The organism is Flavobacterium azizsancarii, assembly GCF_027980145.1.
GTDB lineage: Bacteria > Bacteroidota > Bacteroidia > Flavobacteriales > Flavobacteriaceae > Flavobacterium > Flavobacterium azizsancarii.
Genome location: NZ_JAMZNK010000055.1, coordinates 16,553 through 32,690, shown reverse-complemented (window position 1 = coordinate 32,690; position 16,138 = coordinate 16,553). Strand labels below are relative to the sequence as shown.

The following is a 16,138-nucleotide window of genomic DNA, read 5'->3' as shown; positions in this document are numbered from 1 at the left end:
TTATAAAACGAAAAACGCTTATAACGGATATTTTTAAATCCTGTTATAAGCGTTTTTTATTGTCTAAAAAATAAACCTGATCAAAAATAAGGGATGTTTTTCAGTGCCCTCCTATTACAGTAGACGCCTTCTTTTTTTTTATTCTGGTTCAGTTCTAGTTTTTCTTCTTGAACAAGCCATTTATTAAGTCACTTGCTTTTTTGGTAACTTCCTGTGTTTTCTGTTCTTTTTCAGTTTCAGCTGCTTTTGTGGTATCTTTTGCTTTTGTATTCTTATTGATCAGATCATTAAGAGCCGAAGTACCTTTTTGCGTAAGCTTGTCTTTTTGCTGATTTACTAATTGAGTTGTCAAAGCAGTTACGGCAGTTTTCATATCTGTAGAAACTTTCGGATTAGAAAAGTTACCCGTAATCATTGCGTTTATCGGAATGTTTTGCAGTTTTGCAGCATCGGCCGGAGACATTTTTGCAATAAAAGCATTAGCTTCAGTTCCTAAATATTTGGCAGGAACATCTAATTTTAAGTTGTAATTCATTGTTTGATCAAAACCATGAGTTCCGCCCACAGTAATTTTAATGTCCTGATATTTAATATCAAATGGTTTTACATTTACTTTTCCGTTTTCAAAAGTCAACGCAGCTTTAATATCATTCAGATTCACCTTGTTCATATCAATAAACTTAATGTTTGAAGTTAAGGCATTTAAAACAGTTGAATTTTTAGTATTCACAGTTGTAGAAAGCAATTGCCCGATCAAATCCCCTGAGATAGATTTTAAATCCGGAGTCAATTCGTTAGCATCAAGATTTCCGTTTAATTTTATAGTAGAATTTAATTTTCCATTGATGATTCCGGCAATTGGCGCAATTTTTTTCATCATGTCCAATTGCGTAAAAGTTTGCGCAATATCAACTTGATTAAAACCTAAATTCATGTCAAAAGTAGGAACCTTTGTTTTGGTAGAAACCGTTCCTGTTAAACCAATTGTTCCTCCAAAAATAGATGTTTTAAAGTTTTCTAAGGTTGCTTTTTCATCCTTCACAATCAATCTGCCTGAAACATCTTTCAGTTTCAAATTGTCATATAAAACCGTAGTTGCTTTTGCATTTATGGTACAATTTAAAAATGCTGGAATCTTCATTGCTTCAGCAGGTTTTGCTGATGTTGCTTTTGTTTCTCCTTCTTTCTCAGTTGCAGTTCCGGTTTTAGCAGGTTCACCTGCAGTCATAAAATCATCTACCGCCAACTGGTTTGAACTCATATTAAAGTTTCCTCTCAGTTCTTGTTTTTTAAACATAAAACCATAGAAATTCTCTAAAACGCCATTAATGCTCAGGTCACTTTTTCCGGTTGTAGCATCAAACTTTTTCAGGTTAATCGTACTCGGATTAAATTCTACCAAAGCCGTACTAATATTCATTGATTTATTATTCTCATCAGTATATTTAAATCCTGATAAACTCATCGTTCCGGCATTTTTAATGTTTTGATATTGGCTTTTTTCTACAGATGCCATATCGAATTGTGTCGTTACATCAGCTTTCAAAATTCCAGCTAAAGGTTTATCCATTTTAATTGGATATGCTTTTGAAAGATTAGCCAAATTTATAGTTCCTTTTAAAGCCGCATCAACAAAAGGATTTACAGTTATGTTTTTAATGTTTGCTTTAGCATTAAAAACGTCCTGATCAATTCTAAAAGACAGTTTGTCTAAATTAACATAAGTATCATTTAGAATCCCTGTTTCATTGATGATTTTTGTATCGATTACAATATTCTGAACTGATTTTGGTAAGTTAGGATATTGAAAAGAAGCGTTGTTGGATGCAATTGCAATATTAAATTTAGGAACCGTAGTATCTGTCAGTTGTCCTTTTGCAAAACCGGCAACAGTAAAATCGCCAGTTGTTTTTACACCATCTAATCCTGAAGCATATGCCGAAGGAATTAATCCTAAGAAGTTTGTAAACGATGAAGTTGGCGTTTTGAATTTCAAATCATAAATCTGACCTGCATCAACCATCTGAATAAAACCATCAAATTCTAAAGGCAATTGGTTAATTAAAGCCTTGTTTTCTTTAAATGTATATTTACTTTGTTCTAAATCAATTCCTAAAACAGCATCTAAAGTCAGTTTTACATTTTTCATGTAATTGATTTTATCCATGTCCAAAGAAACTTTAGCAGTAGACTTTGTAGTCAAATCTAATTTTGAATTTGTAAAATCCCCAGTTCCTTCGTGGTTTAAACTATCAATAACCATTTTTATTTTAGAACGCTGATCAATATATCTAAAAGTGAAATTCTCGATTTTATAGCTCTGGATTTTTAAAGAAAGAGGTTTACTTGCATCATCTTTTTTTGTCTCTTTCTTGTCTTTTATAGCAATATCAAAATTCCCAACACCGTCTTGATTAAAAATGATATTAATCAAACCGTTAGTAGAACTTATCCCCTGAATGCTCAAAGGTTCATCTTTTCCTTTAAAAAGTTCTTTAATGCTCATTTTCAAATTCAATTCGCCCAGCGAAACCAACGTATCGCCTTCAAAAGGAGCTTTGTTGATGATTACCAGTTTATTGATTCCAACAGTTGCGTTAGGAAAGTTCTTGAACAAACTTAAATCAGCATCTGCAAAACTTACTTTGGCATCAACACTTTCGTTAATCGCATCAGCAATTTTAGCTTTTATTTGATCTTTAAAGAAATACGGAATGGCAAATAATGCGGCAACAATCACCACGAGAACAATGGCAGTAATTTTTAAAATTTTCTTTAACATATAAATAGTTTTGAGTGTTTGAAATTGCTAATTGACCCGTGCAAAAATAGTTTTTTTTGACTGAGTTCGTTAATAAAGTTTTTGTAAAATATAAGAATATACTTTAATCTGTTAAAAATAAAAATCCGTCTGAATATAGATTCAAACGGATTTTTAATGATTTTATGATTTTGATTATTTTTTAATAAAAGAAACAATCTTATTGGTCATGATTTCTGAGATAGGCAAAGTCTCATTATTATAGCTTTCTATATTGGCCTGATTGTCACCTGTGATTGTTTTCATGACATGATTCATATTTTCAACAATCAAAAGTTCAGCATTTTTATTGGCTTGCGATAAAAGCTCTGCATCCTTAACAGTTACTTGCAAATCCTTGTTTCCTTGCAGAATTAAAACAGGAATAGTTAAGCTTTTTATTTCTGCTTGCGGATTGTATTTAAACCACGAGATTAAATACGGTTGAATGCTTGGTCTGAAAAGAGAGTTAAGCATTGGGTTAACTTTTTGTGCATAGTGACCGCTTTTTAAACTGTCAATAATCGGGAAAGTCATTTCCTCTATTTGTTTATTAGATTTAGAAGCAATTTGCGCTTTAATCAATTTATCAGCAGATTCTCCAGGGCCGGCAATAGAAATAAATTTGTTTGCTTTTACTCCGGCAATCATTCCTATTAATGAACCTTCGCTATGTCCAATTACAATTACCTCAGAGAAACGTTTGTCCTGTTTTAATAAATTAATCCAGCTTTTGGCATCTTGAGTATAATTTTCGAATACCAGCGTTTGTTCAGAAGCAGCAGAAGCTTTGCTTTCGCCAATTCCCCTTTTGTCATATCGCAAAGATGCAATTCCGTTTTTTGCCAGAGCTTCAGCCAACATTTTCAACGAATTGTTTTTCATCATCGGACTATTTCCATTTCGATCTGTTGGTCCTGATCCTGAAATTATTAATGCCACCGGATATTTTGTTTTTAAATCCGGGGTAGTTAACGTACCAAAAATCTGATCGATATTAATTTTTAAGATCAAAGGAGATTCTTTAAACGTGATTTCATTTTTATTCTGAGCGTTTACAAAACTCAAAAACAAAAAGGCAACAAGAGCAAATATCTTTTTCATTTCTAGAATAAAATTATTTAATGTTTAATCCAAAAGGAAGTATCGCCTGAACTCCTTTTTGTTTTTGAAGTCTTTTTACCTGCTCAATAAGCATATAATTCTCCTCGCCAATTTCTTCTTTTATAAAAGCTTCTTTCGATTGTGTAAAAGGCAATCCGGAAAGGATATCGTTAAAAGTTTTTTCGTATTCAGGATAATTTTGTGTACTGTATGATTTTACTTTAGCAATCTTAGCTGCTTCCGCAATAGCATCATTTAATCCGCCAATTTTATCTACCAAACCAATCTTCAAAGCTTCAGTTCCTGACCAAACCCTTCCTTGTGCAATAGCATCAACCTGAGCAAAAGTCATTTTTCTACCTTCTGCGACATGCGTTACAAAAGTGTTGTAAATATGTTCAACTCCTTCTAGAGTAAAAGCTTTAAATTTTTCATCAACAGGAACAAACGGACTGTAATTTGCTGAGTTTTCGTGTGTTTTTACCTGCTCAGTATTAATTCCTAATTTATTTGCCAAAGGACTAAAGTTAGGCAAGATTCCAAAAACACCAATAGAACCCGTAATTGTATTGCTTTCTGCAAAAATTTTGTTCGCATTACAAGCAATATAATAACCACCTGATGCAGCATAATTACCCATAGAAACTACAACGGGTTTTACTTTTTTGGTAATTTCGATTTCCCTCCAGATCAGGTCCGAAGTTAAAGCGTTTCCGCCCGGACTGTCGATTCTAAGAACAATCGCTTTTACATCTTCATTTTTACGGGCTTCCTGCAGCGAACGACGCATAGAACCTTCGCCAATTACGGTAACATCACCTTCGCCGCTTTGTATTTCGCCCTGAGCGTAAATAATAGCAATTTGATCTGTTGCTGAATTGGTTAAAGCTGTCGTAATATTATTTTGGGTATAATCTGAAATTGAAATTTTGTTATAATCATCATCTCCAGTTACCTTTAATGCTTTTTTGATGGCATTGTGGTAAACATCTTCATAAGCAATAATATCTACTAAATGTTGTGCTTTTGCCATTTCAGGAGTTCTTGCCAATAAACCGTTTGCAATTTCATTTAATTTATCAAGAGGAATATTTCTGCTTTTAGAAATGTCAGTAGAAACCGTTGTCCAGATAGAATTTAAAAGAGCCGTTACCTGCTCCCTGTTGGCATCACTCATTTTGTTTTCTAAAAATGGTTCAACCGCACTTTTGTATTTCCCGTGACGGATCACTTCCATATGAATACCGGATTTATCCTGAAAATCTTTAAAGAACATTACTTCAGACGAAAGTCCTTTAAAATCCAGATCACCTGCCGGATTGATATAAACTGTATTAGCAACAGAGTTTAAATAATACTCTTTTTGAGAATAAGTATTGGCGTAAGCCCAAACAAATTTCCCTGATTTCTTGAAACTTTCAAGTGCATTTCTTAAATCTTTATATTGAGCCAATCCTAAAGAAGATTCATCGTTTAGAATTGAAATTCCTTTAATATTATCATCCGTTTTTGCAGCTTCGATCGCATTGATCACATCTGTTAAGCCAATACCTTTTTTGTCTGAAAAAACAGTTACCCAGGGATCTTTGTATTTTCCCGCATAATCATTTTGAATTTGTTTTAAATTTAATTCTATAACAGAATCACTTTTGACTGAAACAGTACTGTCTCCTCCAAAAATAGCTCCGATAAGAATTATTCCAAAAAAGAAGAACATAATAAATACAAAAATACCAACAACTGTGGCAATTACATTTCCTAAAAACTTCATAAGTGTATTTTTTTTAATAAGTAGCTAAAAAGGCTGATTTGTTACAAATGTACTCTAAAAACAAATTATTTCTGATATACAATTAAGTGAAATACTTGTGGTTTTTACATTTTTAAACTTCTAATTAAAGATAGGTTATTTTTGTAAGATGTTTCAAGTTTTTTTAAGAAGATAAAGAAAATAAAAAAGCCAAAACAGTTCGAAACTTCTGATTCTTGAATCAAATAATGTGAGTAATTCTAAAATAGTTTTAGTTAATTTGCATTAATTATGAAGTCACAGCATCAAGTCGTTTTATCAATAGGGAGTAATCAGGGAAACAGGTTAGCAAACATCGAAAGTTGTATCGATTTGATACATCAGGAAGTAGGGACCGTAATCAGGGTTTCAAAACTGTACGAAACTCCTGCATGGGGGTTCGAAAGCGATGCTTTTTATAATTGCGCATTAGTTTTGCATACTACTTCATCTGCGCAAAAAATACTGAACCAGGTTTTAAAAGTCGAAAAACATTTAGGACGAATCAGGTCAAATCAGTCAGGATACCAATCCCGAATTATTGACATTGATTTGATTGTTTTTGATGATGAAATTATTGATTCAGAAAAACTAAAAATTCCACATCCTTTAATGCAAAACAGAAATTTTGTTTTGTTGCCAATGCAGGATTTAAAATTAGATTGGAAACATCCTGTTTTTCAGAAATCTATTTCAGAGTTAATTGCCATTTCGCCAGATGACAGTATTTGTACTGTAGTTCAGGATTTAAAGAATCCATTGCGCGAAATTGCATTGGAAAACTTTAATTATATTGCTTTTGAAGGGAATATCGGAGCAGGTAAAACAACTTTAGTACAAAAAATTGCCGAAGATTTTAATGCAAAAACAGTCTTGGAGCGTTTTGCAGATAATCCTTTTTTACCCAAATTTTACAAAGATCAAAACCGATATGCTTTTCCGTTAGAAATGTCTTTCCTTGCAGATCGTTATCAGCAATTATCAGATGATCTGGCGCAGTTTGATCTTTTTAAAGATTTCATTGTAGCGGATTACCATATTTTTAAATCGTTGATTTTTGCTAAGATTACTTTAGCAGAAGATGAATATCGTTTGTATCGAAACTTGTTCGATATTATCTACAAAGAAATGCCAAAACCTGATCTGTACGTTTATCTGTATCAGAATTCAGAGCGTTTACTTCAAAATATTAAAAAACGAGGACGCACATACGAACAGAATATTGAGGCAGAATATTTAGATAAAATCAATACTGGTTATCTCGATTATATTAAATCCCAAACAGATTTGAATGTTCTGATTATAGATGTTTCGGATCGGGATTTTGTCAAAAAACACGAAGATTATCTTTTTATATTAAATGAAATCCAGAAGAAGATTGGTTAATGAGATAATTAGAAAATGTGCGAATTAGATAATTGTTTGTACTCTATTTTTAATTATCAAATTCTCTAATTGGCACATTCTCTAATTTATTTCACCTTTTCAAAGAAAAATGTCCTCTTAAAACAGGTTTGGTGTCATCAATCTTCAAGGCATACCAATAATCAGAAGCCGGCAAAGGTATTCTGTTTAAAGTTCCGTCCCAATTCATTTCAGAAGAGTTAAGCTGTGCGATTAATTTTCCGTAGCGATCGAAAATAGTAACTTGTGCCTGCGGATAATTTTCCATTCCGGTTACCTCCCATAAATCATTATAAGAATCATTGTTTGGAGTGAAAAATGCAGGAAATACAAGAACGACAAAGTTCTGTATGGTTTGTTCGCAACCACTTTTTTCTCTTACATAAGCGGTTTGCAAGCCACCTGGTACATCAAAAAAAGTATTAGAATTCTGAAAATTTGTACCGTCTACAGAATATTCAAAATAGTCAGCTTCTTTTTTAAGATAAATCACAGCCGTAGTCCCGTTTACATCAATTCTGTCTATTTGAGGAACCTGATGTTCATTAACGATGATTGTTTTTCGGCTCGTACAATTTTCAGGAGCAGGACTTGTAACGTCTACAGTATAAGTTCCGCTGGCAGTAACTTCAATAGTTTGAGTTGTTGCACCAGTATTCCATAAGTAAGACATTCCGGTAATTCCCGCATCGAGAGTAACTTTTTGAAATTGGCACAAAGGCAAAGTTTCATTCGTTACAACAGGTGGTGTGTATAATATGATGTTTACAGGCGTGCGATCTGTGTTGATACAAGTGCTGTAGGAAGCTTGAGCATAATAAGTGGTGTTGGCTGAAATAGTTGGTGTAAGAAAACGATTTCCCATAAAAACACTCGTTCCGCCAATAGAAGATGTAAACCAATTAATAACACCAATGTTAGAATTAGCTTCAATAGTTACGGTTCCCGGGCCACAATTATAAACAGTCGAAGAAATGGCTATTGGTGTTGCAGGTGTTGGGTTTACAGTAGCGATAACCGCTTTTCGGTTCGATTCGCAACCAGCATCAACATAATAGGTAGTTGTTGTATTTAAGACAGGAGACGTATAAGAATTTCCTGTTGCCAATAAATTTCCTCCAATTGCTGCGTCGTACCAATTAATTGTTGCTCCCGTTGTTGCAGTAGCATTCAGTGTAAAACTTCCTGAATCGCAAACTGAATTTGGAGTAGTTTTTGTGACAGTTGGAATTGTGATTTTAGTACTTGCTGCAATTTCCAGAGGCAATTCGCCCGGCATTCCGCCATATTCTACAACATAACCTTTAGGTTGGTAATTGCCACTTGAATCCCCAGTATTTGCTAGATCATTCCATGATCCTCTTATTCCAACACCAGGCTGTGTAATGTGTGCGTAGTTTTCATTTCCGCCTTGATTATTAGGTTCTCCGGCATTCCAGAAAGCATAATTGGGTGTTGTGCCATTTGCGCCCCCATTCCAGAATACTGTTCCGGCTTCAGGTCCTGTAACCCATTTCCAGACCCCTTCAGTTTCGGCATCGCTCCCGCCAATCCATCCTGTTCCTGATGCCTGTTCGCCAATTAATTTGGCTTCATCAGCTGATAAAATAGTGGCGAGATAACCTTTTAATCCATAATAAGTGCTTGTTTCTGCGGCAGCTTTTGCAGCATTCCAGGTAATGCCAATACTTGGAATATATAAATAATAATGTTGTGTAGAGGGTAAATAATTAGCCTGACCAATTGTTATCGAAAAAGTTTTAGTTCCTGATGCTGCAGCTGAAGTATTAGAGAACACAACATCTTTAATCGCAGCTTCCAGGTCAGAATATAAAACAGTGCCTCCTATTGAATTTGACAATGTTAATTTTCCTGCAGTACCGTCCCAGCTTGTTATGATCGAAGGATGTGATGCTGGGTTTGAAAGTACTAACCGATCCAAACCGTTAGAATAACCTGAAGAAATCTGAATATACCCTGCTACTGTTCCTGATTCTAGCGGATCGTGGGTAATTGTAATATTAGTTACAATATTTATGGTGTTTTGCGGGCAATAGAATTGATCTCCACTTGCTTTAATTACAGGTGGAGTAATAGCAAAATTAATTTTTGTATTGTTGTTTTTGTTTGATTTGAGAGTGTCTTTTGCGGTCGTAATTAAATTTTTATCTCTAATGCTAATTTTCTCATTTGCATAAGATTGACTGAAGATTAAAATAAAAAATAATGTGGTTGTTTTTAAAAAATTGATATTTTTCATTTTATAAAAGTATCAATTTTATAATCACAAAAAAATATATTTTAATTTCTAACATTTAAAGCTAAAATCTACTGTAAAATAACATTTTAGAACAGTAGATGGTTTTCTTAAATTGTATTTGGCCAGTTTAATTTCTGGAATAAATCCCAAACAACAATTCCTGCGCTCACGGCAATATTTAAGGAATGTTTGGTTCCTAATTGAGGAATTTCGATACAGCCATCACAAATTGCTACAGCTTCCTGAGCTACGCCATGAACTTCATTGCCAAAAACAAGAGCATATTTTTGATTTTTCTCAACTTTAAAATCCTGAAGAAAAATAGCACTTTCAACCTGCTCAATAGCCAATGTTAGTACATTTTCTTTTTTAAGATTTTCAATAACTTCCAATACATTTTCATGATGTTCCCAGGCAACAGTGTCAGTTGCGCCAAGAGCAGTTTTATTAATTTCTTTATTGGGAGGAGTAGCCGTAATACCGCACAAAATTATTTTCTCTACTAAAAAAGCATCCGAAGTTCTAAACACAGAACCAATATTGTGTAAGCTGCGAATGTCGTCTAAAACTATTATTAGAGGTGTTTTGTCTGATTTTTTAAAATCTTCGATTGATTTTCTGTCTAGTTCGCTATTTTCGAGTTTTCTCATTTTGTGTTGTATTCAGGTCATAAAAAAAGCTTCCAAAGATAAGGAAGCTTTTTCGATTTATTTTATTTTGTTTTTCAGATTAGCTTTTAACAGGATCTGGTAAAACTGTACCTTTAATAGTAAGTACTTTTGTAGGTTGTCCTTCAGCATTAGAAGTAACAGTTACAGTTTTTGTAAAAGCACCAACTCTGTCAGTAGCGTATTTTACACCAATAATACCTTTAGCTCCCGGAGCGATAGGCTCTTTTGGAGTTGTTGGTACAGTACAACCACAAGATCCTTGCGTATTTGTAATGATTAATGGTTTAGTTCCGTTGTTTACAAAAACGAATTCACGTTTTCCATCAGCGTTGTGAGCGATAGTTCCGTAATCAATAGTTTCTGTTTCAAAGGCCATTCCGGCTCCTTCAACCTTAGCAACTTTAGCCGTTGCTTTTTTAGCTTGAGCGTTAGAAGCAGTAATTCCAACTACAGCTAACATAGCGAATAAAATTATTTTTTTCATCTTTAGAATCTTTGTTTTAATTATGAACAAATCTATATAAAAATCTTATATCTTAATATAAAAATTTCTTAAAATATTTTAATTTTTGAACCACTTCGATATTCCTTCAAAATATTATAAATTCGCTGTCTTATATTTTTCATTTAAAACACAATAATTTGGCAGCGAAAGAGAAAGTGGTGAAAGAAACACCGTTAATGAAACAGTACAACGAAATCAAGAGAAAATATCCTGATGCATGTCTGCTTTTCAGAGTAGGTGATTTTTACGAAACCTTTGGGGAAGACGCAGTTAGAGCATCAAAAATCCTTGGGATAACATTGACTAAAAGAGGTGCTGGTTCTGAAACTGAAACTGCATTAGCAGGTTTTCCGCATCATTCTATTAATACGTACTTGCCAAAATTAGTTAAAGCCGGACTTCGTGTAGCGATTTGTGATCAGCTTGAAGATCCAAAAATGACAAAAACTATCGTGAAACGTGGCGTTACAGAACTGGTAACCCCGGGAGTTTCTTTGAATGATGAGGTTTTACAATCAAAAACAAATAACTTTTTGGCATCTGTTTATTTTGCCAATAAAAATATCGGAGTTTCCTTTCTGGATGTTTCTACCGGAGAGTTTTTAACTGCTCAGGGAAATGCGGAATACATTGATAAATTATTGCAGAATTTTAATCCTAGTGAAATTCTGGTTCCAAAAAATAATAAAGGAGATTTTAAAGCTGCTTTTGGAGAAGACTTTCATACTTTTTATTTAGAAGATTGGATCTACAAAGAAGATTATGCGCTGGAAACGTTGACCAAACATTTTCAGACTGTTTCTTTAAAAGGTTTTGGTATCGAAGAATTAAAAGATGGTATTGTAGCTTCCGGAGCAATTTTATATTATTTATCCGAGACACAGCACAATCGTGTTCAGCATATTACGGCAATTCAGCGTATTGCAGAAGATGCTTATGTGTGGATGGATCGTTTTACTATTAGAAATTTAGAATTATACCATAGTTACAATCCAAATGCAGTAACGCTTTTAGATGTTATCGACAGGACGCTTTCGCCAATGGGCGGACGTTTATTGAAACGTTGGCTGGCTTTACCATTAAAAGATGCTAATAAAATAAAAGGACGTCATGATGTAGTTTCATACCTGAAATCAAATCCTGAAGTTTTATACAATATTCAATATCAAATTAAGCAAATTTCAGATTTAGAGCGTTTGATTTCTAAAATTGCTGCCGGAAAGGTTTCGCCACGTGAAATTGTTTATCTGAAAGAATCTCTTGATGCCATTATTCCAATTAAAACCTTAGCATTAGAAAGTCCGCAGGAAGCAGTGAAAATTATTGGAGATAGTTTGTATTCCTGCGATTTATTACGAGAGAAGATTAAAACGACTTTGAATCAGGATGCACCTGTAGCTATTGCAAAAGGAAATGCGATTGCAAAAGGGATTAGCGAAGCGCTGGATGATTTGCGTGCTATTTCTACATCAGGGAAAGAATACCTGGAAGGAATTGAAAAAAGAGAATCGGAAAGAACGGGAATTTCTTCTTTGAAAATATCTTTCAATAATGTGTTTGGATATTATATCGAAGTTAGAAATACGCACAAAGATAAAGTCCCGACAGAATGGATTCGTAAACAAACCCTGGTAAATGCGGAGCGTTATATTACCGAAGAATTAAAAGAATACGAAACAAAGATTCTAGGTGCTGAAGAGAAAATTCATAAAATCGAATCAGAACTTTTTGAGCAATTAATAGCCTGGATTGCGACTTATATCAAGCCAGTGCAAATGAATGCGAATTTGGTTGCGCAATTAGATTGTTTGTGTTCGTTTACGCAATTGGCCGTAGAGAATCTATATGTATGTCCGGAGATTGATGAAACCTTTGAGCTTGAAATCAAAAACGGAAGGCATCCTGTTATCGAGAAACAATTGCCTGTAGGAACGCCTTATATTGCTAATGATGTTTATTTAGACAGAGAAACGCAACAGCTTATTATGATTACGGGACCCAATATGTCCGGTAAGTCGGCTATTTTAAGACAAACGGCATTAATTGTGTTATTGGCTCAAATGGGAAGTTTTGTTCCGGCTGATAGTGTAAGAATGGGAATTGTGGATAAAATTTTTACCAGAGTAGGAGCATCAGATAATATTTCGATGGGCGAATCTACTTTTATGGTAGAAATGAATGAAACGGCTTCGATCCTGAATAATATTTCTGATCGTAGTTTGGTTTTATTGGATGAAATTGGAAGAGGAACAAGTACATATGACGGAATTTCGATTGCGTGGGCTATTGCCGAGTTTTTACACGAGCACCCGGGAAAACCGAAAACATTGTTTGCAACGCATTATCATGAACTGAATGAAATGACAGATTCGCTGCCAAGAATCCAGAATTATAATGTTGCAGTAAAAGAATTAAAAGACACCGTTCTTTTTATCAGAAAACTGGTAAAAGGAGGAAGTGCGCATAGTTTTGGAATTCATGTAGCAAAAATGGCGGGAATGCCTCAAATCGTAATTTTGAAAGCGCAGAAGTTATTGAAGAAATTAGAAAAAAATCATTCCAGCGATGCGTTAAACGGAGTAAAAGAAGCAGCTGACGAAATGCAGATGAGTTTCTTTAATCTGGATGATCCTTTATTAGAAGAAATAAAAGAAGAGATCATGAGTCTTGATATAAATGCAATAACACCGGTTGAAGCATTAATGAAGCTTAATGAGATTAAAAGGATGTTAGTTAAAAAATAATTCAGATTTAAAGTTTAGGTTATCAGAAAGTTATAAAATAAGCTAAATATTTTTTCAAAAAAGGCTTGTGTAATTGAATAAATGTCCTAAATTTGCACTCGCAATACAGAACAATTCAGGTATTGCGGTTCTTAGTAAAATTTGAAATGCGAAAATAGCTCAGTTGGTAGAGCGCGACCTTGCCAAGGTCGAGGTCGCGGGTTCGAGCCCCGTTTTTCGCTCAACATCATATAATGCTCGGATGGTGAAATTGGTAGACACGCTGGACTTAAAATCCAGTGAACAGCAATGTTCGTGCGGGTTCAAGTCCCGCTCTGAGTACTAAAGCCTCTTCTTTTGAAGAGGCTTTTTTTATGGTGTAAACTCTGCGTGGTTTAAGGTAAATTTGCAAGGTAAATTTATTTGTAAAAGAATCTAAGAATCTAGTTTAAAAACAACAATCTAAAATCTAAAATAATAAATGGGTGCTTTTGTAATAAGTAAGCGATTTAACGATGAATATAAATTCGTATTTACTTCGAGGAAGGGTAAAGTGATATTTACAAGTTTGAGTTACGAATTAAAGTTTGAAGGCGAAGAGGATATTGAAAAGTTTAAAGCTAATATAGATCAGGCCCGTTTTTTAAAATTTAAAGGCTCTGGCGGAAAGTATTTTTTTAAATTGATGTTAGGGGAGGTTCATTTCGCAACGAGTCGTAAATACACTACAGAGTTGCTTTTGCAGAAAGGAATTAAAGAAATTGTGACTTACGGTTCAAGATCTGAAATTTTGGATTTCTCATCGAGTGAATCGATTTTTGAAGATGAACTGGTCGAGGATGAAGTTGGAGAGGAAATTGAAGGATAGAAAAAAAAGCGATCACTGTGGTGGTCGCTTTTTTTTATGCTGAGTGTTTAATTTTAAAATTAAGCACAAAAAAAACCATCTCAAGGATGGTTTTAAAATTTTTAGAAACTAGGTTCTAATTATTTTTTTACTTCTTCTACTTTAGCAGCAGCAGAGTCAACTTTAGCAGCAGCAGAATCAACAGTTGCAGCAGCAGAATCAACTACAGCAGCAGCAGAATCAACAGCAACAGCAGTAGAATCTACAGACTCAGTAGCTGCAGCGTCAGCTTTTTTACAAGATACAACAGTTAAAACAGCAACAACAGCTAAACTTAAAAATACTTTTTTCATCTTACTTTATTATAAAAGGTTAATTATTAATTCGTGGCAAAGATATAAATTTTTTAATATGTAAAATATTTTTTTATTTTTTTTTTAAAATATTTTCAATTGCTCACGATTATCTTAGTTATCAAATAATATGCCACAATGCTAAAGTTATGTTATATTATTATATTTTTTGAATAAATTATTTTTGTCTGAATATTCAATAAGATAATTGGCTGTTTTATTCCTTTGATTACGATTTGTTTTGGTTTTTATTCATTATTTAGTAAGATAGAGAAAGCAAAAAAAGAGCTTCTTGAAGTTCTTATGCAATTAATAACGAAAATAATAGAGGTGTTAGTGTGAATTGCTTAAAAAACGACATTCATAATAGTGTCTGTTGCTCCTTTATTGTCCTGAATATATGTTTTACAGATCTGACTTTTTTCTTTTAAGAAATTTTCATCACTAAGCAGACGGTCCAGATTCTGCTTCAATTCATTAGTATCAGAAATTACAATACAGCCTCCAAGTGCAACAAGTTGAATAGCTTCGGCAAAAGTGGAGTAATTTGGACCAATCACAATGGGGATTCCAAATGTTGCGGGTTCAAGAATATTATGAATTCCCGGGTTGCCAAAACCTCCGCCTACATAAGCGATCGTTCCGTAACTGTAAATTTTAGTCAGCAACCCTATCGTATCAATAATAAAGACATTGAAGCCTGATAAGTCCAGGTCTTTCTTTTCTGAAAATAATACAGTCGATTTTTTAATTTCGGATTTAAGGCTTGTTATTTGATCAGCTTTGATGTTGTGAGGTGCAATAATGAATTTTACATTATCCGGTGCCTGATTGATGTATTCAATTAACAGGGCTTCGTCTTTTGGCCATGAGCTTCCTATTATTATAACAGGCTGGTTGTTTTTGAAGTTTTCAATAAAATCAAGAGAGTTGTCTCTTTCCAGGATGGCATTGACACGATCAAACCGGGTATCGCCGGAAACAATAACATTGTGAAAACCTATCCTTTCGATTTTTTCTTTCGAACTTTCATTCTGAACAAAGAAATAAGTAAATGCTTTTAGTGCTTTTCTGTAAAAACTACCGTACCATTTAAAAAACATCTGATTGTCCCTGAAGATACCGGAAATCAAATAAGTAGGAGTCTTGCTCGTTTCAAGTTCTTTTAAATAGTTCAGCCAAAATTCATATTTAATAAAAAAAGCCAATTCCGGATTTGCCAGTTTTAAAAATTTCTTTGCATTGTTTTTAGTGTCCAAAGGCAAGTAAACAGTTACATCGGCAACTGTGTTATTTTTACGCACTTCGTATCCGGAAGGAGAGAAAAAAGTAACAATGATTTTATGATCAGGATATTTTTCTTTTATTTTTTCGATTACAGGTAAGCCTTGTTCGTATTCGCCAAGTGAGGCAGCATGAAACCAGATTGTTTTGTCTGAAGGTTTTATTTTTTCTTCTAAAATGTGGAAGACATTTTTACGTCCTTCAACAAAAAGCTTAATTTTCGGACTAAAAAGAGCTACGATTTTCAGAAAAAACCCCGCAATAGAAATAACTAAATTATATAGAAAAAGCATCTGTTTGTTTTTGTGGCTAAATTACGCTTCTTTCAATTATTTTCATTGGTTTGAAGGTATTAAATAACTATTTTTGTTCCTCATTTTAAAGATTCTGACTTCAAA

11 protein-coding genes and 2 tRNA genes are annotated in these 16,138 nt (G+C 33.8%); 5 read left to right on the top strand and 8 right to left on the bottom strand.

From position 1 onward, the window contains the following. Positions 1-154 precede the first annotated feature (154 nt). The 3 genes from NJT12_RS21850 to sppA all read right to left on the bottom strand — a co-directional run bounded on the left by NJT12_RS21850 (position 155) and on the right by sppA (position 5,675). The gene (locus NJT12_RS21850; protein ID WP_271338245.1) at positions 155-2,782 is read right to left on the bottom strand and encodes an AsmA family protein; all 2,628 of its coding nucleotides are present in this window, start codon (positions 2,780-2,782) and stop codon (positions 155-157) included. Between the two features lie 174 nt (positions 2,783-2,956). Further along, positions 2,957-3,904, bottom strand: a complete 948-nt coding sequence (locus NJT12_RS21845; protein ID WP_271338244.1) for an alpha/beta hydrolase — start codon at positions 3,902-3,904, stop codon at positions 2,957-2,959. 13 nt (positions 3,905-3,917) lie between these two features. Next, positions 3,918-5,675: a signal peptide peptidase SppA gene (gene sppA / locus NJT12_RS21840; protein ID WP_271338243.1), complete on the bottom strand. Its 1,758-nt coding sequence runs from the start codon at positions 5,673-5,675 to the stop codon at positions 3,918-3,920. A gap of 270 nt (positions 5,676-5,945) precedes the next feature. Between sppA and folK the strand changes: the two genes are divergently transcribed. After that, on the top strand, positions 5,946-7,079 hold the full coding sequence (gene folK, locus NJT12_RS21835) for a 2-amino-4-hydroxy-6-hydroxymethyldihydropteridine diphosphokinase (protein WP_271338242.1): 1,134 nt from the start codon (positions 5,946-5,948) through the stop codon (positions 7,077-7,079). Between the two features lie 91 nt (positions 7,080-7,170). On the opposite strand, the gene NJT12_RS21830 is transcribed toward folK, so the two are convergent. The 3 genes from NJT12_RS21830 to NJT12_RS21820 form a co-directional block, all read right to left on the bottom strand. Continuing rightward, on the bottom strand, positions 7,171-9,357 hold the full coding sequence (locus NJT12_RS21830) for a T9SS type B sorting domain-containing protein (protein ID WP_271338241.1): 2,187 nt from the start codon (positions 9,355-9,357) through the stop codon (positions 7,171-7,173). Between the two features lie 107 nt (positions 9,358-9,464). Continuing rightward, positions 9,465-10,007, bottom strand: a complete 543-nt coding sequence (locus tag NJT12_RS21825) for an RNA methyltransferase (RefSeq protein ID WP_271338240.1) — start codon at positions 10,005-10,007, stop codon at positions 9,465-9,467. 79 nt (positions 10,008-10,086) lie between these two features. After that, entirely contained in the window at positions 10,087-10,512 is a 426-nt protein-coding gene (locus NJT12_RS21820) for a DUF1573 domain-containing protein (RefSeq protein ID WP_199002571.1), read from the bottom strand. A gap of 158 nt (positions 10,513-10,670) precedes the next feature. Here NJT12_RS21820 and mutS point away from each other — a divergent pair, with 158 nt between their 5' ends. From mutS to NJT12_RS21800, 4 genes are all read left to right on the top strand, one after another. Next, entirely contained in the window at positions 10,671-13,277 is a 2,607-nt protein-coding gene (gene mutS, locus NJT12_RS21815) for a DNA mismatch repair protein MutS (RefSeq protein WP_271338239.1), read from the top strand. A gap of 148 nt (positions 13,278-13,425) precedes the next feature. Continuing rightward, a tRNA-Gly gene (locus tag NJT12_RS21810) sits at positions 13,426-13,498 on the top strand. Between the two features lie 14 nt (positions 13,499-13,512). Further along, positions 13,513-13,598: transfer RNA gene (locus NJT12_RS21805), tRNA-Leu, on the top strand. 139 nt (positions 13,599-13,737) lie between these two features. Continuing rightward, positions 13,738-14,124, top strand: a complete 387-nt coding sequence (locus NJT12_RS21800) for a DUF1508 domain-containing protein (protein ID WP_271338238.1) — start codon at positions 13,738-13,740, stop codon at positions 14,122-14,124. A gap of 119 nt (positions 14,125-14,243) precedes the next feature. On the opposite strand, the gene NJT12_RS21795 is transcribed toward NJT12_RS21800, so the two are convergent. Both NJT12_RS21795 and NJT12_RS21790 read right to left on the bottom strand, forming a co-directional pair. Next, positions 14,244-14,456 (bottom strand): PG1828 family lipoprotein, encoded by a 213-nt coding sequence (locus tag NJT12_RS21795; RefSeq protein ID WP_055095081.1) that lies wholly within the window; start codon positions 14,454-14,456, stop codon positions 14,244-14,246. Positions 14,457-14,803: 347 nt separating this feature from the next. Then, complete coding sequence (locus NJT12_RS21790; protein ID WP_271338237.1) at positions 14,804-16,033, bottom strand: 3-deoxy-D-manno-octulosonic acid transferase; 1,230 nt, start codon at positions 16,031-16,033, stop codon at positions 14,804-14,806. Between the last annotated feature and the right edge of the window lie 105 nt (positions 16,034-16,138).